10 protein-coding genes are annotated in these 20,082 nt (G+C 49.7%); 7 read left to right on the top strand and 3 right to left on the bottom strand.

Features of this window, described 5'->3' with window-relative positions:
* Nucleotides 1-229 precede the first annotated feature (229 nt).
* The 3 genes from QMG93_RS12570 to sigK all read left to right on the top strand — a co-directional run bounded on the left by QMG93_RS12570 (nucleotide 230) and on the right by sigK (nucleotide 6,003).
* Nucleotides 230-4,072 (top strand): DNRLRE domain-containing protein, encoded by a 3,843-nt coding sequence (locus tag QMG93_RS12570; protein WP_281936889.1) that lies wholly within the window; start codon nucleotides 230-232, stop codon nucleotides 4,070-4,072.
* Nucleotides 4,073-4,714: 642 nt separating this feature from the next.
* Nucleotides 4,715-5,107, top strand: coding sequence for a RidA family protein (locus QMG93_RS12565; RefSeq protein WP_281936887.1), 393 nt, complete (start codon nucleotides 4,715-4,717; stop codon nucleotides 5,105-5,107).
* Between the two features lie 194 nt (nucleotides 5,108-5,301).
* Nucleotides 5,302-6,003, top strand: coding sequence for an RNA polymerase sporulation sigma factor SigK (gene sigK / locus QMG93_RS12560; protein WP_281936885.1), 702 nt, complete (start codon nucleotides 5,302-5,304; stop codon nucleotides 6,001-6,003).
* A 219-nt stretch (nucleotides 6,004-6,222) separates the two neighbouring features.
* On the opposite strand, the gene QMG93_RS12555 is transcribed toward sigK, so the two are convergent.
* Complete coding sequence (locus QMG93_RS12555; protein ID WP_281936883.1) at nucleotides 6,223-11,520, bottom strand: cadherin-like beta sandwich domain-containing protein; 5,298 nt, start codon at nucleotides 11,518-11,520, stop codon at nucleotides 6,223-6,225.
* A 371-nt stretch (nucleotides 11,521-11,891) separates the two neighbouring features.
* Between QMG93_RS12555 and QMG93_RS12550 the strand changes: the two genes are divergently transcribed.
* From QMG93_RS12550 to QMG93_RS12535, 4 genes are all read left to right on the top strand, one after another.
* Nucleotides 11,892-12,827, top strand: a complete 936-nt coding sequence (locus tag QMG93_RS12550; RefSeq protein ID WP_281936881.1) for a permease — start codon at nucleotides 11,892-11,894, stop codon at nucleotides 12,825-12,827.
* A gap of 18 nt (nucleotides 12,828-12,845) precedes the next feature.
* Nucleotides 12,846-13,751: a TIGR03943 family putative permease subunit gene (locus QMG93_RS12545; protein WP_281936879.1), complete on the top strand. Its 906-nt coding sequence runs from the start codon at nucleotides 12,846-12,848 to the stop codon at nucleotides 13,749-13,751.
* A 115-nt stretch (nucleotides 13,752-13,866) separates the two neighbouring features.
* Nucleotides 13,867-14,472 carry a TetR/AcrR family transcriptional regulator gene (locus QMG93_RS12540; RefSeq protein ID WP_281936877.1) on the top strand — a complete coding sequence of 202 codons (606 nt, stop codon included), beginning with the start codon at nucleotides 13,867-13,869 and terminating at the stop codon, nucleotides 14,470-14,472.
* 69 nt (nucleotides 14,473-14,541) lie between these two features.
* Nucleotides 14,542-15,750 (top strand): MFS transporter, encoded by a 1,209-nt coding sequence (locus tag QMG93_RS12535; RefSeq protein ID WP_281936876.1) that lies wholly within the window; start codon nucleotides 14,542-14,544, stop codon nucleotides 15,748-15,750.
* Nucleotides 15,751-15,767: 17 nt separating this feature from the next.
* Here the strand turns inward: QMG93_RS12535 and QMG93_RS12530 are convergent, their stop codons facing one another.
* Together QMG93_RS12530 and QMG93_RS12525 are read right to left on the bottom strand one after the other, a co-directional pair.
* On the bottom strand, nucleotides 15,768-16,892 hold the full coding sequence (locus QMG93_RS12530) for a response regulator (protein WP_281936873.1): 1,125 nt from the start codon (nucleotides 16,890-16,892) through the stop codon (nucleotides 15,768-15,770).
* Between the two features lie 27 nt (nucleotides 16,893-16,919).
* Nucleotides 16,920-19,970, bottom strand: a complete 3,051-nt coding sequence (locus QMG93_RS12525; RefSeq protein ID WP_281936871.1) for an ATP-binding protein — start codon at nucleotides 19,968-19,970, stop codon at nucleotides 16,920-16,922.
* Nucleotides 19,971-20,082: the final 112 nt, after the last annotated feature.

Below are 20,082 nucleotides of genomic sequence, written 5' to 3'. Positions count from 1 at the left end.
AGAAAACAACACTCCGCCTAGAATTTGTCGCTTCCTTATTTGGATAAATGGGATTACAACTTAATTAACGTAATATTTTATCATGCATCCCAGAAAATGGTGTTCCATTCACCGATAAAAGGGGGGATTTCATACGATTCATCGGCCGGTACGATACCCGGTGACCCGTCCAAGTAAGGCAGCTAAACAAGGCAGCAAAATCTATTTACCAGAAGGAGGATTGTTTATATTGGCACCAAGAAATGGTTTGACATTGATGCTGAGCGCGGCGATTGTCATGACTTCCTGGGGCTTTTTTTCGGCTTCGCAGGCGGAGGCCGCCGGGGTGCACCCGTCGCTTCCGGATTGGTCCCATGCGGGCTACAAGGGCGGAGCGCCGCTGCCGACCGGAGGGACGGTCATCGATCTGGCATCCAAAGGCGTAAAGGCTAATGACGGCAAGGACGATTCCGATGCGCTGCAGGCGGTCATCGACGCGATCCGCAGCGGCTCGTTAACCGTCAACGGCGCCAAGGTCAGCGAGACGAACCGGGCGATTATGCAATTTCCCGCCGGAGAGATCAATCTGAGCAAATTCATCCGGGCGGATGCCAGCTGGGTAACCTTCCGGGGCGCAGGCACCGATCCGGCTACGGGAACGAAGATGGTATTCAGGCCTGCCAGCACGTACACATCGGATAACGGCCTGCCCGTCATCGACGGCAAGCTGTGGCCGGGGTACGGCGCTTTTCGCGTGGAGGATCGGGACAAAGATCCGGGCGAGCCCGACTATGAAGGCAGCATCAACTTTCATTGGAAAGCCGGCGTCAAAGTAGCGAATGCCGGCGGCGGAACGAAGGGCGGCAATCAAATTAAGCTGGCCAGCGGAGGCGGCAAAAAATTCAAGGCCGGGGACACGGTCTACGTCGGAGCGGCCAATACGGCGGACTTTTATCAAATGATGGGCGCTCCGCAAAATTACCGGATCAATCAGCACATGCGCAGCCAAATGTTCAAAGTGACAAGTCTGAACGGAGATACGCTGACGATCGACAAGCCGCTGGAATTTGACATTCCGTACAGCAACGGCGGAGCGATTCTGGGAACGACCTACTACAGCAAGGTCATGCCGATCAAGCTCGTGGAAGGCGTCGGTTTTGAAAATTTTTATTTTACGCAAGATATTTCTTACACGCAGTACAGCAATAAAAATGTAAACGATTACGATCCGGCCACCAATCCGAACGGCGTCGGCTTGAAATATATGAACGAGGCCCCGGAATACGCGATCCATGCGATTGTGTTCAAATGGGCGCAAAACGGCTGGGTGAAGGGGATCCGCACCTACATGACGGGCTCGCACCCGATTGTCACCGAATTCGCCAGATATATGGAGTTTCGGGACAATGTCATTTTCGGTTCGTGGAACAAAGGCAAAGGCGGCCACGGCTACTTCCGCGGCTCCAAATTGTATGACAGCAAAATTATGAACAATACGATCGACCGCGTCCGCCATCTGACACTGCAATGGTCGGCCACGGGCAACGTCGTCTCGGGCAATACGATGACAGTGGATATGAATCTGCACGGCGGCTGGGAGCGCCGCAATCTCATCGAGAACAACGTCATTACCGTTCCATTCCGGCATCGCAGCTGGGGCGAGGGAGAAGGCGGCTCGGAGCCGGAAGGCGGAACATGGTACCCCATCTGGTACGGTGCAGGGCCTCACGCGTCCAAATGGTCGGGCTCGACCGGCGAGCAGAATGTGTTTTTCAACAACACGATGAGCAAGCAGGAAACGGACGGCGGAAGCTACACAACATATGCGCCTTACAACGATCCTCACCGCATCTATCAAATCGGCTGGGACGGAAGCAAGTGGGCACACCTGGAGAAGCCGGCCGGGACGCTGATCGGCACTTGGACCGATAATGAGAAAGTGGACTATGCGCTCGCTTCGAACAAAGGCGTCTACGACTGTTTGACGTTTTCGGGAAGTTCTCTGTTGGGCGGCGGAACGGCCGTATTGAATTGCAAAGGCAGCAACCCCGGGGATACGCAAGCGCCGTCGGCACCGGCCAATTTGACGGCAACCGGCGTCACGTCCTCCTCGGTGTCGCTTTCCTGGAATGCTTCCACGGACAACTTCGGCGTCACGGGCTATGACGTCTACAACGGCACAGCGCTGGCTGCCACCGTGACCGGCACCGGCGCGACGGTCAGCGGGCTGAGCCCGAATACGGCGTACACGTTTACAGTCAAGGCGAAGGATGCGGCCGGCAACGTTTCCACAGCGAGCAATGCCGTTAAGGTAACGACCAGCGGAGGCACGCAGAACCCTGTGCCGGTTACGTTGACGGCAGCGGAAGACAGCTTCGTTCGAGGCGGGACGTATGCCAACGACAACTACGGTTCCTCGGATACCATGAGCGTCAAGCTCAGAGCCTCCAATGCCTCCTACGACCGCAAAGGCTATGTGAAATTCAATCTATCTTCGATCAGCGGAAACATCAGCTCGGCGACCCTGAAGCTGTATGTCACGAATATTCACAGCAACACGACGTCCTACAAGCTGGAAGCCAGAGGGCTGCAAAACGACGCGTGGAGCGAAACGGCGATTAACGCCGCGAACCAGCCCACAGAAGCAGGAACCCTCGTAGGTACGGCAACCGTCAACCAAAAGGACGCGTATGTCAGCTTTGATGCGACCGCTTTTGTGAAAAGCCAGACCGATGGAACCGTCAGCTTCCGGCTTGTCGGCTTGGACGAGGATTTTGGCGCCGATTACGCGACCAAGGAACATGCCAATGCGGCGATACGCCCCGTTCTTGTCGTGAATGCAGGGGGAAGCAGCGGCGATACGCAGCCGCCTTCAGTTCCGACCGGGCTGTCGGTTACGGGCAAAACCTCCTCCAGCGTATCGCTCGCATGGAATGCCTCTACCGACAATACGGGTGTCGCGGCCTACGAGGTGTATAACGGCTCGGCGTTGGCCGCTACGGTGACGGGAACAACCGCGACCGCCGGCGGATTAAGTCCGAATACGGCGTACACGTTCACGGTCAAAGCGAAGGATGCGGCCGGCAACGCTTCCGGCGCCAGCAATCCGGCGAGCGCGACGACGGATGCGGTCGGAGCCGGGTGCTCGGGCGCGCTGAATTCGACGCCGGCGATTCAAAACGCGATGAAAAACGCGAAGCCCGGCGATATCATCAGCATCGCTCCGGGAACTTATCTCGGCGACGTGTCGACGTCCGGGGATACGCCCAGAACGCCGGATGATCCTTATGGGCCCGGGCTGTTCTTTTCGCCGAAAAACGGGACGGCTGCCGCTCACATTGTGCTGAAAAGCTGCGATCCCGGGAACCGGGCGATTTTAACGGGAAAAGCGGTAAACGACGGGTCCTACGGCATTCATTTGACGGGGGATTATTGGGAAATCCGCGATCTGATCATTACAAACGCCCAAAAGGGGATCGTGGTCGATAACGGCAACAACAACCTGCTGAACAACGTTGAAGTACATCGGATCGGGGACGAAGGCGTCCATTTTCGGGATGGCAGCTCGTACAATACGCTGGAATACTCCAAAATTTACGATACGGGCAACTACCAGCCGGGGTATGGGGAAGGAGCTTATGTCGGCTCGGACGAGAGCTCGCCATACGAGCATATCGTGATCGGCAATACGATCCGGCACACCGTCTTCGACGGCGGGATTACGGCGGAGCACATCGATATCAAGGAGGGCGCCGACGGCACTGTGGTGGAGAATTGCTATTTCAACGGGACCGGCATGACAGGAGACAACAGCGCCGATAGCTTCATTGACGTGAAGGGCGTCAATTCCGTGATTCGCTTTAACGAGGGCTACCGGAACGGGAATGCGAAGGTGGCGGATGCGTTTCAGGTGCGGACACACGGCTCCAAGTACCCGACCGGAAAGGACAATACGTTTTATAACAATAAGGTGAATCTCGATAACGTGCCGGGATACGTTGTCAATGCCACAAGCGCCGCTACGGGCACAAAAGCGCACGACGACGTCCGAATCGGCGGCGGCAATTTATACAATAAAAATGTGAACAAGTAAGGGCGCGGACTATGCGGCCAAAGAACATGCAAATACCGCCATCCGACCTTTCTGTCATCAACGGAGGTTAACTCAGCACACCAGCACGGAGGCATTCTCTCTTCTCGAGGGAATGTCTTTTTTTATGCAATGTGTTCATTGAGCATAAAGCATTAAAGTTTGCACTACTATTTGGCGAAAACAACCAAATATTTTAAAATAATGTGGAACCCTAAAACATAGAGAAGTTGTACCAATCAACTGTAATTGGTCTAAAATACCTATCGAATTCGACAAATAATTCCAATAGTAGTATTATAGATTCATGAGCTGAGATTGGACGGTGTTTCTATGGAACTAATTTGGAATGTCGTTGGGTTAACTCTTCTAAGTTCGACTTTATATTTATCTTTAAGAGTGTTTTTTAAAAAATCGGAATAAAACGATGCAAAATGTTTTGCCATTGGAGACATTTCCCTTCGCGGGGGAAGGTCTCTTTTTTGCGAGATCATGTTTCCGCTTTATCTGTGAGACTGTACTCGACTTTAAGGGGAACTTGAATACACTATCCTTTCGGGTAGTACCTATCAAAAAAGTGCGTACTACCTTTTTATTTGTGCCCGGTTTATACTGACCTTACTTTGAAGTAAAGGAGAGAAAAAAATGACTATTGCCAAAACCTACAATCACGGTGTTGCCTGGGAAGAAGCTTTCGGCGTCACCCAAGGCTACAGTGCTAACGGCACCATTTACATTTCTGGACAATTTTCCCACGATATGCAGGGGGCATTCGTTGGCGAGGGCGATATCGAGGCACAGACCCGGCAGACGCTGGAGAACCTCGATCGCGTGCTAGCGGGATTTGGTGTCACGAGGTCGAACATTGCTGAGATGGAAGTCTTTCTAACAAACCCGCAAGAGCATTTCGAGCAGTTCATCGTTCTGTACAAGGAGTATGTGGGCGACCATCGGCCGGCCGCCACTCTCATCGGCGTGTCGGGTCTGGCGTTCCCTCATCAACTGATTGAAATCCGCGCCGTCGCACACATCGACTAACCCGGCCACCCAAGACATTGGGAAAAGTAAGGAGGGTAGAATCTTGCCCTCTTTTTTTAATGTCTCTTTTTCTTCGATGGATGTAAACTTTTGTGTACAGGCACTTCCGGGCTTTCGCCCACATACACTAATACTAATCTTTGCGCGGAGATTTCCGAGACTGTGATCGGCAAACACCTTAGGGGGTGGCTGGAATGCCCGGATTGTTCAGTGCCGTAGCTTTGTTTATTAAACAGCTTACTTTGCTCGTTTCCTACGTAAAAAACAACGCGTTTCCCCAGCCCTTGGCGGAGGATGAAGAAGAAAAGCATTTGAAGCTGATGGCTCAAGGCAATCAACACTCGCGCAATGTGCTCATCGAGCATAACCTTCGGCTTGTCGCGCACATCGTCAAGAAATTCGATAATACGGGAGAGGATCTGGAGGATTTGATCTCCATCGGTACGATCGGTTTGATCAAAGCGATTGAATCGTTTTCCCCCGACAAAGGGACCAAGCTGGCGACCTTCGCGGCGCGGTGTATCGAGAATGAAATTCTGATGCATCTTCGCTCGCTAAAAAAGACCCGCAAGGACGTATCGCTGCACGATCCGATTGGGACAGATAAGGAGGGAAATGAAATCACTCTCATAGATATCCTCGGCACGGACTCCGACGAGGTGGTGGATAAAGTGCAGCTCAAGATCGAGAAGAGCAAGATTTACAAAAATCTGGATATTCTCGACGAGCGGGAAAAGGAAGTCGTGGTGGGCCGCTTTGGACTCGAGCATGGCGGAGAAGAGCGTACACAGCGGGAAATCGCCAAGGAGCTCGGCATCTCGCGCTCTTACGTGTCGCGGATCGAGAAGCGGGCGCTCATGAAGCTGTATCATGAGTTTTATAAGGCGAAGAGATGAACACGGTAATAGCTTGCCTTGTTGGCAGACCTCTATGCAATACTTTGTTGCTGTTCGATTGGGGGTGAAGGCGGGGCTACTCGATGTACAGAAGATCGCCAGCCAGCCTCTCATACAGCTGGTTGGCGACAACTTTATAGAAGTTTTAATTTCGGGCCCCCCGCAAAGTACCTGAATCGGCTTTGAAGCCATGACACCACTTTGAGGGGGTGTTTCTTTTTATTTCAATAAGTTGTAAACCGCTTGAGCCGCTTCTGCTCGTGTCGTGTGTTCAGCCGGTACGAACAGCCCTTCTTGGCGTCCCGTCAACAGCTTCGCTTTGACTGCACTATGAACATAAGGCAAAGCCCAATCGCTGATCATTGAAGCATCAGAGAGTTCCGTTGAAGCTTTTTCTAATTTTACACCCGTTCGATATTCATAAGCGCGGACAAGCATAATGGCCATCTCTTCTCTGGTAATGCTTCGATTCGGATCGAACATTTGTCGGGAATCACCTGTGATAATGCCTGCTTTATAAGCTGCGGATACTTCCTTGGCATACCATGCGTTTCCAGCCACGTCACCGAACGGAGCCGTCTCGGAAGACTTGAGATGAAGTGTCCGTACGAGAAGCGATGCAAACTCAGCACGGGAAACATCTTGGGCTGGTGCAAAGCTCGAGTTCGTCACTCCGTTCACGATATGCCGGGCGGACAGCTCTTGAATCGTCGAGTATGCCCAATGCATGCTTAGTACATCACTATAATTTTTTTCCAATGAAAGGACTGCGTAATGGCCGAGACGGTCAATTCCGACTTCAATTGCGGTATTGCCGTTTGTAAGCGTTCCGCCCAAGTACGTAAGACTTCCGTCATCCAGAATCTTATAGATACCGGCCAGCTTCGGATTCATTCCAACTGGAATCGGGAATGTAATGGTTACAGGCTTTTTCAACTCATTCATTTCATACTGCTTCCCGCCTGCATCGGTCACGAAGATCGCGAGGTCGAATACCTTTCCGCCCAGCGTATAAAGACCGTTATCCTTGCTGCTCGCTTTTTTTAGTGTCAGGTTCGCTTGTTCTGCTGAGACCGGTTCAATTTTCACCGTAATCATAGCGGAGTCGTCAACAGATGGCAGCAAGCTGGTTGCAGATTTCAACAGATCAGCGGGAACGATCAGTTTTACATCGCTCGCCTGGACATTTAATGGACGCCCTTTAAGCTGGTCTACCTGCGCGATTGGAATGATAATGCGATTCTGTCCTTCCGTCAGTGCGACGGATATGGATGCAGAGTTCTTTTGCAGGTCTTCGTCCTTGATCACAGCTGAGTTACCCGGCAGCTCCGGCTTCTTTGGCGGTACTACTGCCGTTGGAGATGAAGATGACGATTCCGATGACCCTGACGAATCGGGCAATCGATTAACTAGTATCACATATTCTTTAGTCGTTCCGTCCTGTGCAGTGACAAGGACAGAGATGCGATTCGAGCCGACGAGCAGGCTGCTGCCGCCAGTAACAACGACTTGGGATGTGGCATGCTCGGCGGAATAAGTCACCGCCGCTACCGTTGTGCCATAGGAGACATCAACCGTATAGCTCAGCTTGTCCGGTGCGAATCCGTTCAATGCGATATGATTGACACGCAAATCAAGCAGGTTCGCGTTGGACGATAGCGCTTGAGGTTGTCTGGTTATCGCGATGCTATACATACTCTTCGTTCCGTCTTGAGCGGTTACCGTAACCGTAACCGTATTTACTCCGACAATTAATTTATCGCCACCGGCAATCACAACGGTTGCAACTGGATTTGCTGTTGAGTAAGTTATGCTTGTCACCGTAGTCTCATACGGTACCGGCAATGAATAATTGAGCTTGTCTGAAGCGAATCCATCCAACGTCTTTCCGTTTACGCACAGATCGAGCAGGGAACTATCGGACGATAGCCCCTGAGGCTGTCTGGTAATCACGATGCTATACATGTTCTTAGTCCCGTCTTGAGCTGTTACCGTAACCGAAACCGAATTTTTACCGACAATTAATTGATCTCCGCCAGTAACCACCACGGTTGAAGCAGGACTTGCTGTCGAATAAGTTATGCTTGTCACCGTGGTCTCATACGGGACCGATAACGAATAGTCAAACTTATCCCATGCGAAACCGCTCAACGTCACCCCGTTAACGCGCAAATCACTTAAAGAAGCGGGCGATATGTCGGCGCGGTTCAGATGGATGACATACGATCTGACGTTTCCGTTCGGTGCTGTTATGGTCACTGTCACGACATTATTGCCAACCTGGAGGTTGGAGCCGCCATTGACTACTACCGTTGACTGAGGTTCTGAAGTCGTATAGGTAACTTTTGCATTCGTCACGCTATTCGGAACGTTCAGCGAATACTCCAATGTATTCGCTGTGAAGCCGTCTACCGAGACACCGTTAATTTTCAGATCCGTCAGGTTCGCGTTCCCGCTTGCAACCTTATCACCGGTAAAATCGATCTCGCTCATGCTTGTAAATGTTTTGGATGGATCCGTATTGTAGGTTCCGGTAACTACGAATTTTACATAGCGGCCCTGCACAGCCTTATCCACAGAGACAAAGTCTGTATATACGTTGCCTGTCCAAGTTTTCCCAAACGTGCCGGAGGCTTTGTTGGCCGTATTGCTCAAGAAAGCAGGATCGTTTAAGTCGGTCGGGTTATCGGACGCGTACAATTCGAATGTTTTCGGAAATTCCATCGCACTTTGGTTAGGTCGGCTCTTTCTCTGGATACCATTCAGTTTATACGTGCTCTCCATATCGATAATGACCCAGTGCGGGAATGGTGCAGCAGGCGCTTCCCATTTGGAATGCCAGATGGTTGTTTCTTGACCGTCCAAGATGTTGCTTGCTACAGCGTTCTCATTGTCCGCATAAGAGCTGAAAGAATGGATAGAAAAAGCCGTTTTTGGAATGAATGTATAGATGATGCTATTCTTGGCAGTTTGCAAAGCCCACATCAAATCGAGATAGGCTTGATCGATCGCAGCCGCGCTGTCGCCAGAAGTAATAGCCTTGGCGTTAGCAAGTCGAGCCTCCAGTTCATTTTGTGCCTGTACGGGAAGTGATAATCCTGTAGTTCCTTTGACATACGCAGTGAATTGTTCAGCTTCCTGAATTTTACCTGTCAATTGCTTAAAGTTGTACAAAGTTGTCGACTGGTACGAATCGGATAACGCTTTGGCTTCCGTGGCGGATAGGGCGCGCTTCCAAATCTTTAAGTCGTCCAGCGTAACGGTTGCTCCGCCGTTTCCTTTATTACCGTCTGCACCGATGATGACGTGATAAGGAGTATCCATACTGGACGTACCCAGTGCGGTGATATCCTTGGTCGCCTTCATGACACCGTCGACGTAAGTGGTGGCCGTCTTGTTCGTCCTGTCTACGGATATGGTGAAGTGGTGCCATTCTGTCCCTACACTTTGAGCCGAATAATCGATACGATTGGTGCCGTCTGCCATGTTAAGCGTCATGTTGTTCGTAGTCGCAGGCCCAATATACCATCCGGCATTTTTACCGGAATTCCAGTCTTTGTTAGAGATTACCGTCTGATCGCCTGCCAAATTGCCGGCGTGCCAGAACGATACGGTGAAATCGCCATTACCGAACTTCAAGTCGGATCTTTCTCCAAGATCGATATAATTGGCATTGCCGGACGCAATGCTGGCCGCTTGACCGGATCTGCCTGCCACATAGGTGACATTACCGACAGAGGTGGCCAGACCTGTTGCACCGGCAGCATCATCATTCAAATTGCCGTCAAATTTCATGTCGGACACAAGCTGCTTCCACATCGTACTAGGATCGATCGGCGTCAATTCCGGTGCCGTGCCTTCCGTTCGTAAGTAAGTCTGCAAAGGCGCGCTTTTGTTGCCGTAAGCATCCACTGCCGCTATGGTAAGGACGTAGGACGTAGCCGGGCTCAGACCCGGTATCGGGATATTCATTTTGTTCGGAATCGGAGAGAAATAAAAGTCCGATAAAACATTGTACGACTTTGCGACTTCCGCCGTACGCTGGTTATACACTTTGATTTCATAATGATGCATGGATTGATCGTCCTTGGCTTGCTTGAACGAGAGCATCGGCACGTTATTCGAACCCGGCAATACTTTAAGGTCGGGATTCGCAGGGAATTGCGGTGCCGTTTTGTTGCGGTTGCTTGAGGTATACGTGAAATTGCTTTTTATTTCATCCTTCGTATTGCCTATTAATTTCACTACCCATTTTTTTCCCGCTAATGCGCCGGCACTGTTATAAGGTGTTGGGGAATTATTGCCTTGCCATTTACCACCCAGATAGATAGAGCCAGGATCTCCGTTATACTCCACGCGTTCAATCTCTACACGGTCCTTGTATACTTCAATGAGTTGGGATTGGTTGACAGGGAATTCGAATCGCCCATCCATCAATCCTTCTTCCGTGACAGCGGAATAGCCATGATCTACCTCGATGTATGACATGGACCCAAGATTGACAGCGGTAAAATCTTTCTGATAGATCGAACGATCATCGTTAATATTCAAATGCGAATGGCCGGATAAAACAAAGACTTGCGGATAATCCTTCAAATCCGTATACAGGTTCTGATTGCTTCCTTGCTGGCCGTCCATGGCGGTGCCGGACACAGGATGATGCAAAGTAATGAAGATCGGCTTATTCAGATTCGCCGGATCGGCTGTTATGGCTGCGAGCCGACCCTTCAGCCAGTTTCTTTGTCCGGTGTCGCCGTTATAATTGTTTCCGTTCAAAAAGAAAAACGAATAGCCGCCGATCGTTTTCTCGTAATAGCCATTCGGCTGATCCGTAAACCATTCCGCCGGGTAATAGTTTTTCACTTCGGCTACGCTTGCGTCATGGTTGCCGATCGCAATCTGAACGGGCGTGCCCGACCAATTTTTGCGTGCCAATTGTTCTTGCAGAACATCGCGTGCAAACTGATGATCCGGCCCTTTGCCATCACCGTTGTCATTGATGATGTCGCCTGCAATAACTATGGCGTCCGGATTGGGAAAGATGGAAGAAAGAACATCGAAATTGCTGGCATACCTTGCGCGTGTCTTGGCATTCTCAGCCTCCGTGCCGGGACCGACATGGATATCCGACATCGCGGCGAATTTCAGCAGCGGTTTTTCGGTTGTTTTGATGATGTAGCCGTATGTAGCGGGTTTACTCCAGACGCCGTCTTTCAAGGCGATCACTGAGATATTCGTCGACTCCGTAAGGACAATCGGCGTTCCGTTAAACTTAAGGCTTGTTTCGTCAGGCATGGTCCCGTCCAACGTGTAATAGATGTCGGCACCTGATGTGGTGGAGCTGAGCGCAACGGTAACAGATTGCTCATAGCGTCCTGCGGGTACGGAAACGACCGGCGTATCGACTGTAGCTGCTGCGATCGCTGCCGGGATAGAGCCTGCTCCTGCTGAACTAACAACAGAAGTTGCTATGGTGCAAGCAAGGAATGCGGATACGAATTTCTTGGCCTTCAACAAGTGAAGTCCTCCTTTTCATAAGCTTGAATGATGGATTGATGTACATAGCTTCGTGTGTGCTCGTACCGATGGCTTAGATAGGCATTCCCTCCTTTAACAATAAAACAATACAAAAACATAATAATTAGTTGTTTTTATAGTTGTTTTATTGCATTTTATTTGTATTTTGTTTTTGTGAGATTAAATAGAGGTGATGTTTTTGTAAAGGAAAAGAGGGCTTTTGAAGTAGTCTTCGTATTTTCTTAATCATGCGTTGATGTTGATATAACAATCCGAAGTTAAACTAAATAAAGGGAAAAACACGGTAAACAAATGATCCGAATTTAAAATTTGTTGTTTTTGTGATGATTTATTCTTGATGAGGTGGCCTGATGAGTTTTCTAAGTGATTTTCGCACCATGATGGTTGGCATTTTACTCGAATCGTTTCCCTTTATTTTACTTGGTGTCGTGATTTCTGCTTTGCTCCAAACGCTGGTTAGTGATCAACTGCTGCAGCGATGGATACCGAAAAAAACGATTCCCGGCATCCTTTTCGGATGTTTGCTGGGTATCATTTTTCCGCTTTGCGAATGCGGGATCATTCCTGTTGTGCACCGGTTGATTCGCAAAGGCATGCCGCCTTATATCGGCATTGTGTTTATGATGGCAGGGCCGGTCATCAATCCGGTCGTATTTACTTCCACGTTCGTGGCCTTTCAGGCCCAGCCAGAGATGGCTATCTCCCGCATGGTGCTGGCGTTTGCCGCATCGGCCTTCATTGGGCTATGGGCTTCTTGGGGAGTACAAGCTTCTGCGCTCCGTAATACTGTGAACAACGCTAATGAGCAGGCCGCTGCAGGCAAAAAAAACATCAAGCCCCCGCATTCCAACAAAGCGCCAAACGCAGCATGGAAAACGAAATTGCATGAAACGTTGGAGCATGCCGCCATTGAAATGTTTGATGTAGGCAAATATTTAGTTTTGGGCGCTACCGTCACAGCTTTGCTGCAAACCGTTGTAAGCAAGAAGTGGCTTCTTACGTTAAGTGATGGGGACTGGACCCCGCATTTGTTTATGATGGGGCTTTCCTATGTGCTATCCATTTGCTCCACAGCAGATTCCTTTGTCGGAGCTACGTTCATTCCCGATTTCAGTTTAGGCTCAGTGCTTGCTTTTCTCGTATTTGGCGCCATGCTGGATATCAAAAGCACTTTGATGCTGCTAAAAGTCTTTCGCTTCAAAACCGTCGCTACGGTTCTGATCATTTCAGCGGTCGTTGTTCTGTTGGGGTCTGTCGCCTTCGATCAACTGTATATGCACTTATAACATGGAGGCGGGGTCATCATGAAAATAAATTCCGCGTTTGCGCATCGAACGATTCGAGCTGCGGTCTTGATCGCATTTGTTTTTTTTATTGTCCGGATTAGCCGGTCGGATGCGTTGAGCTATTATGTGGCTCCAAGAATGGAGCTTTGGGTAAAAGGTCTTGCCTTTGGTCTGTATGTACTGGCCATGCACCAGCTTTATTTGGCGGTTCGAGATGTCTTGTCCAACAAGAAAACTGCTGCTGTCACTTGTACTTGTTCAGCACATAGTCACGATCAATGGAAACCAAGCGTTATTATCATGTACGCGGCTTTGATCGTTCCGCTTGTTCTTGCCTTTTTCATTCCCGATGCGGTATTAGGGAGTCAGATGGCGGCCAAAAAAGGGTTGAATTTAACCCCTTCAGGCATATTGCTTACTAGCAATTCCGGTGATGCAGCTCCAAACTTAATTCCCAATCATAAGTTACAATTGGATTCGGGACCGTCTTTTCCGTTCAATGAATACACAAGGCCCTATGCCAAACAGGCTGCGGATATGTACAATCAGCCTCTCATTTCGATTAACGATGATATTTATATTGAATCGCTGACGTCGATGGACTTGTATCAAGAGCAGTTTATTGGTAAAAAGGTGCAGATTAGCGGTTATGTTTACCGTCTCGACAGTATGAATAAAAACCAATTTGCCGTGGGAAGATTCGCGATGCGGTGCTGTGTCGCAGACTCCGTACCGCTTGCTATCATTGTAGAAACCGACACCCCCGAGCAATGGCAAAACGATATGTATGTGGTCGTTCTCGGCACCATTAAAAAACGTAATTTTGACGGCAAAAGCGTATTGGCTATCGATGCCAAATCGATAGATACCCAAAAAGTGCCTACAAATCCTTACGTTTATGGAAATCCGTATTTTGGGAATTGATGAGATAAGGTTTGCAAAAGACTTCGTTCATCGCCTATAATACTGAATAAAAGTTCAGTGTTATACGGGCATCCTCTTTAAAGAATCTGTCATCCAGAAAAGTGGTGAAATAGATGTGAATAAAAAGAAACAGCAAACCGAGCAAACGAAGAAGAAGATCGCTGATGCTGCAAGAGCTTTATTTGCCCAAAAAGGCTATAAAGCAACATCCATAGAAGATATCGTGAAAGCGACCGGGTGCAGCGCAGGGAACATTTATTATCATTTCAAGAACAAGGAAGGGCTTTTTTTATATTTACTTGAAGAGTGGAACACGGAATGGGATAAGACATGGCTGGACAAAGAAACGCTGTATCCCACCGCGATCGATAAATTATATGGTATGGCGGAGCATTTGGCGCTTGATCAACTTAATCATCCGCTAACCAAGGCCGCCGATGAATTTTTCAACAACTCCGAGAAAGCTCCGGATGTAGAGGAGCGAATTCATGAAATGGTCAAAGGCTATCTTGACTTTAATCGGCAGTTGCTGCAGAGGGGGATCGATAACCATGAATTCGAAACTACCAATGTTACCGGGCTCGCCATTATTTTGGATAGTTTGATGCTTGGATTGAATCAACATAGCCGGAGAATGGAAAGAGAGGAAGCGCTGGAGGCCTATCGATTAGCTATGGATGTGTTTCTGCATGGCATTGCGAAGCCAACCCGCACCCGCTAGCTCTTTTTTTTGCCGCTATCCTGAATAAATATTCAGTATTTTGTTACAGAAGTATGGAGGAATGTAAGAATGAAATTATTATCGAAAAATCGGGGCGCCTTACTGATTCTCGTGTTCAATCTATTTCTGGTTTTCTCGGGGATCGGGCTTATCGTCCCCATTATGCCCAAGTTCATGGAAAGCTTGGGCATAACCGGGGGGATTATGGGCCTGTTGGTTGCGGCTTTTTCATTGACGCAGCTTCTTTGTTCGCCGTTGGCCGGCCGGTTGGCCGATTCCTTCGGTAGAAAAAGAATGATTGTCATCGGCTTGACCGTGTTCGCCTTCTCTGAAGTGCTGTTCGGGATAGCAAGTTCACCTGCTCTACTGTTTGTTTCCAGGCTGCTCGGCGGCATTAGTGCTGCAATGATTATGCCGGCCGTTATGGCTTACGCGGCGGATATCACGACAAAGGAAGAAAGGGCGGCGGGGATGGGCTACATTAACGCAGCCATTACAACAGGCTTTATTATCGGACCTGGTATTGGCGGTTATATTGCCGAATTCGGCATCCGCGTGCCCTTTTACGCCGCGGCGGTTGCGGGGATCTTGGCTGCATGTATTACATTGTTTATTCTTCGGGAATCGCTCCCTTCAAAAGAGAATACAGCTGATACTCCATCTGACGCAAGAGAGTGGGGCGGTCTTCTCTCGCAATTAAGATACGCTTATAAAGAGCCCTATTTTTTAAGCTTGATCATCGTTTTTGTCATGTCGTTTGGGCTTGCTAATTTTGAGACGATCTTTGGACTGTTTGTGGATCACAAATTTGGGTTTGGACCTAAAGATATCGCCTTTATCATAACGTTCGGGTCGATAGCCGGCGCTGTGGTCCAGGCTACGGCCTTCAGCTGGATCATGAAGCGTTTCGGGGAGCAGCGTATCATATCGCTCTGCCTTATTTTTGCCAGTTTGTTTATTTTGCTGACGCTTTTTGTTCACACATTCTGGTTGATTTTTGCCGTTACCTTCATTATATTTCTGGCAATCGATATTTTACGACCGGCCATCAGTACGCAAATGTCAATGGTGGCAAAAGATCAGCAAGGCTATGTTGCCGGCTTAAACTCTGCCTTTACCAGTCTTGGCAATATCGCAGGTCCTATCGTAGCCGGTTTTTTATTCGATCTGAACGTTAATTATCCGTATACACTGGCGTGCCTAATATTGTTTATTTGTTTTGTTGTATCGGTAAAAGGTAATAAGAACAACCCGCAGGATGTGAATGCCGCCTCCTGATGGGGAAGAGCTCACGTTTAAATGGATGAGCTCAGAAGCATTTGTCTATGCAGCTCTTTGGCGGCAGGGCCGGGCTCGATATCCAGCTCGGCTCTCAATAGATTGGCGAATTTATCATAATGCGTAATGAAAGCGGTGCGGTCCTTCAGGTGAAGGAAGGCGCTAAGCAGAAGCACATGAACGTCTTCATGAAAGGGGCCGACGGCGATCATATATTTCAAAAGCTCGATGGACTTGTCAGCTTCGCCCAGGGATAAATAATGCGAGGTCAGCCTTTTCGACAGGTCGATCGCTGCGCTGTACACCCGTTCTTTCTCCGCTTCACACCATGGATAGTCTTTGCCGCCGAACAAAGGGCCTTGAAATAACGGAATAATGTTTTTCATTTGTTCCGGCGGCATGTCGCCCATGGAATACGGCTTGAGCTGACGGTCGAATTCCAAATAATCGCAGCGCATGCCCGTCTCGAAACGGTAAACCCCCCGCTGCGAATGAATCGTGACGGGCATGTCGTAATGCTTTAGCGTCTTTTTCAAACGAAAGACCGTGGTATGCAGATTTTGCTCGGCCTTTTCGGGCGTGAAGCCGGGCCATAAGCTTTCGCACAGCGCCCATTTGGAAATATTCACCCCCGCGTGAACCAGGAAGAAGGCAAGAAGCTCCTCCGTTTTGGCTGTCGGGAACCGGATCGGCTCGGCCGGATTCAAGGCGGTATAGACCCCAAACTGGCCAAAACAGTAAATTCCCGGGATGCCGGACTCCGGCTTCCGCACAGCAGGTCTTTTTCTTTTCATTACCCTTTCCACCGTTCGCTGCAAGTCCTCGGGCTGCACCGGCTTGAGCAAATAGTCCGTCGCGTTGACCCGAAAAGCTTCCAGAGCATATTGCTGGTAGGCGGTAACAAACACAATTTCGATATCCTCATCCAGCTCCGTCAAACGGGAGGCCAGCTCGATGCCATGGACGCCCGGCATTTCAATGTCCAGAAAGACCAGCTCCGGCCGGAGGTCCGCAAAAGATTCCAACAGCTCGGAGACCCTGGTGAAGGAGCCCACGATCTCAAGTTCGTTCCGTTCCTCGATGATTCGGCTTAGCCAATTCAATGAAGGTTTTTCGTCATCAATCAGGATAGTTCTTAACATAGCCGACCCCTTCGTTTTTGAACCGTTTCATTTTGTATAAAAGGAAATTTTGGTCCATTCTTGTTCTGCACTTTCAATCTGCAGGCCATTTCCCAGCCAGTTGATCAATCTTCTGTGAATATTCGGCAATCCGACTCCGCCGGTTTCGCGCGCGTAATTTTTTTCAATCAGTGCGGCCAGCTTGCCGTCGGGGATTCCGATCCCGTTGTCCCATACCTCCACGTGCGCCAAACCGGCAGCAGCTTTAACGGTAAGTTTCACGACGCCCCCGTTTTCTTTTTTCATAATGCCATGCCGGATCGCGTTTTCCACCAAAGGCTGGATGGTGAGAGGCAGAAGCCGTGTTTGCAGCAGCCCGGGGTCAATATCGTAGACCACCGTCAACCGCTCCTCGAACCTCGCCTTTTCAATCTCGACGTAAGCTTGGACAAGCTGAAGCTCCGATTCCAAAGTGACGAAGGCTTCCGTGCCCGGGATATCGAAGCATCTTCGTAAATAAACGCTCAGATGGGAAATTAATTGCTCGGCCCGGGCGCTATCTGTGCGGCAAAACGACAAAATCGCATTCAAGGAATTGAACAAAAAATGCGGCTTGATCTGGGATTGCAGGAACGCCATTTCCGAAGCAAGGGCATCCTGTACGGATTGCTTCAACTGCAGCAGGGTGTTGACCCTTGCCCGAACCTCCGAGGAGTTAAACGGCTTAATGATGAAATCGTTGGCCCCCGCTTCAAAGCCCGCGGCCACCTCGCTGGGGGTATTGCGGGCCGTCAGCATCACAATCGGGAGGTCGAATAGCGTATATTGTCTGCGAATTTCCCGGCATACCTCATACCCTGACAAATTCGGCATCATGACATCCAGCAGGACAAGATCGATTGCGCCGGAGGTTTGCAGGAGCTGAAGCGCCTCCTGAGGGCTGGTTGTTTTCAGCATCCGGTAAGCTTCTCCGGCAAATAGAACCGAAAGCACCTGCAGGTTGGACGGCTCGTCGTCCACGGCCAGGATGGTAAATTTCTTGCCCGTCGTTTCCGGTTCGGCTTCGCCCGCGGCGCTCGGGGTCAGACGAAAACTGGCGGTGTTCCCTTCCCGTTGCCGCCGGAAGGGTCCGGCGGCTGGTAAATGAAATAGGAAACGGGAGCCCCTTCCTTCTTCGGACCAGTCCAAACGAAGCTCTCCCCCCATCAACTGAACCAGCTTGCCGGAAATGGAGAGGCCAAGCCCCATGCCGCCATAGGCCGAGCGATCCGCTTGACCGAACGACTCCATAATACGCTGCTGTCTGTACGGCGGTATCCCAATGCCGGTATCCTCTACGGAGATTTCCACATGTCCGTTTCGATAACGAGCGGATACGGTAACGGCGCCTCGTTCGGTAAACTTGACGGCATTTCCGACAACATTGTAAACGACCTGCCAAAGCCGGTTTTCATCCGCGCGCACCGGAGGCAGGTTGTCGGGGATGTCTTGAATGAGGCTGACTTTTTTTCCGGAAATTAAATAGTTGAACATATCCATGATAATCGAAATCAGCACTTTCACATCGACCGCGGACGTTTGCAGATGGATTTCATTTCTTTTGATCCGCTCCAGATCCAGAATATCGCGAACGAGCGTAGACAGCCGCTGTGACACGGCCACGATCGTGGACAAGTTTTCCTTCTGCTTTTCGTTCACATCCCCAGCGGCTCCTTCGAGCAGAGACTGGGAGATGTTGATGATGCCGTTGAGCGGAGTTTGAAACTCATGGGTGGTATTGATCAGAAACTCGTCCTTTAGCCGGTCGTTTTCGCTAAGCTTGCGGGTCATTTTTTCTATCGTTTGAAAAGCTTCGGAGAACCGGGATGCAAGCATAAAGGAAATCAATAACACGAACGACATGGCGCAAAAATCGAACAAAAAATTTTTAGGAACGATTCGCAGCAGATAAAGGGAAGCGTCCAGGATGCAAATAAGCAAAGCGCAGAAAGCCAAAATCAGGATCAGCAGGCTCCGCTTGCTGAAGCTGCCGTAGTTGCCCCGCATATACGCGGCGGACAACAACCAGATGATGATGAAATAAATAACGATCTGCAGGGCGCTCATGACAAAGGTGGTATAAGAATAAACCCGGAAAGGGACCAGAATGAAATAAACCGAATAAACGCCGTAGACGGTTAACACGCTTTTCACCAACCACCGTGGGACCTGCTCGGAGCAAACATGCTTTATGAATAAGGTCAAGGCCAGTATCGAAGTGTGCATGGAAATCCCTTGAATTTTGTGAATAAGCGCAAAAGGGAATCCGTCAAAAATTTGCATTAACGGTTTATCGCCCAAGCCCGCAAAGCTGACCGCAGAGGAAATGCAGTAGATCCCGAAATAGAGGAAGCCCTTCTCTTTTTTTCGGGTGACATAAGTGCCCAAGTGATAAATGCCGAGCAGCAGAATCGAGACCTCGAGCGCAATGCCGATGCCGGTGGAAAGCTTGTCGATGCGATTAATCTGCTCCGCGCTTCCAAGATAAAGACTGGAGGCGACGCCGCCTTGGATAAAATCGTAATTCGCGGCATGAATCATAATGTCCGCCGTATCCCCTTCAAGAGGGAAGTAGGCTATGTAGGGTTTGTTCTCCGGGCTGTATTCGCTTCTCGAAGGTCCGGGCGTGCCGCTGCTCCCCAGTTTTAGACCGTTCACATACAAGGCGCTGGACATTTGGATGTTCACGACCCTGATGCCGTAGACCATGGAAGGCGAAGGCTTGACCTTGACATGCAGCTTATAGGTCGCCATGCCTTTGGCCTGCAGCAGGGTATGGTTCAAGCTGCCGGACCAGTAGGACAAAATCGGAAAAATACCGGTCGGCACGGCGGCTTGCCCGGGCTCCAGGAGTGTTCCCCAATAAAGCTCCCAGGCACCGTCCAGCTTCACGGGGCCGCTTTTGTCAAAATCCCAATTGGAAAGGTTAAGCACGCCATTTTGAATTTGCGGGGCCGATTCCTTGTTTTGACCGAAGAATATCGTACCGTAATAGAGAAGCAAGAAACAGACAATTGCGAACAAAATGATATAAAGCGAATTTTTTTGCAAAACCTTCATAGGCGTGTCTCTCCGAATGCAAGTATCGATGGATATCATCATTATAAAGGAGTTTGTCGAAAAAACGATGATTTTGTAATAAAAAATCACTGGAACCATGATTGGAATCCGA

It is taken from the genome of Paenibacillus tyrphae, assembly GCF_027925525.1.
Lineage (GTDB): Bacteria > Bacillota > Bacilli > Paenibacillales > NBRC-103111 > Paenibacillus_G > Paenibacillus_G tyrfis_B.
This window is presented reverse-complemented; position numbering and strand designations above follow the sequence as displayed.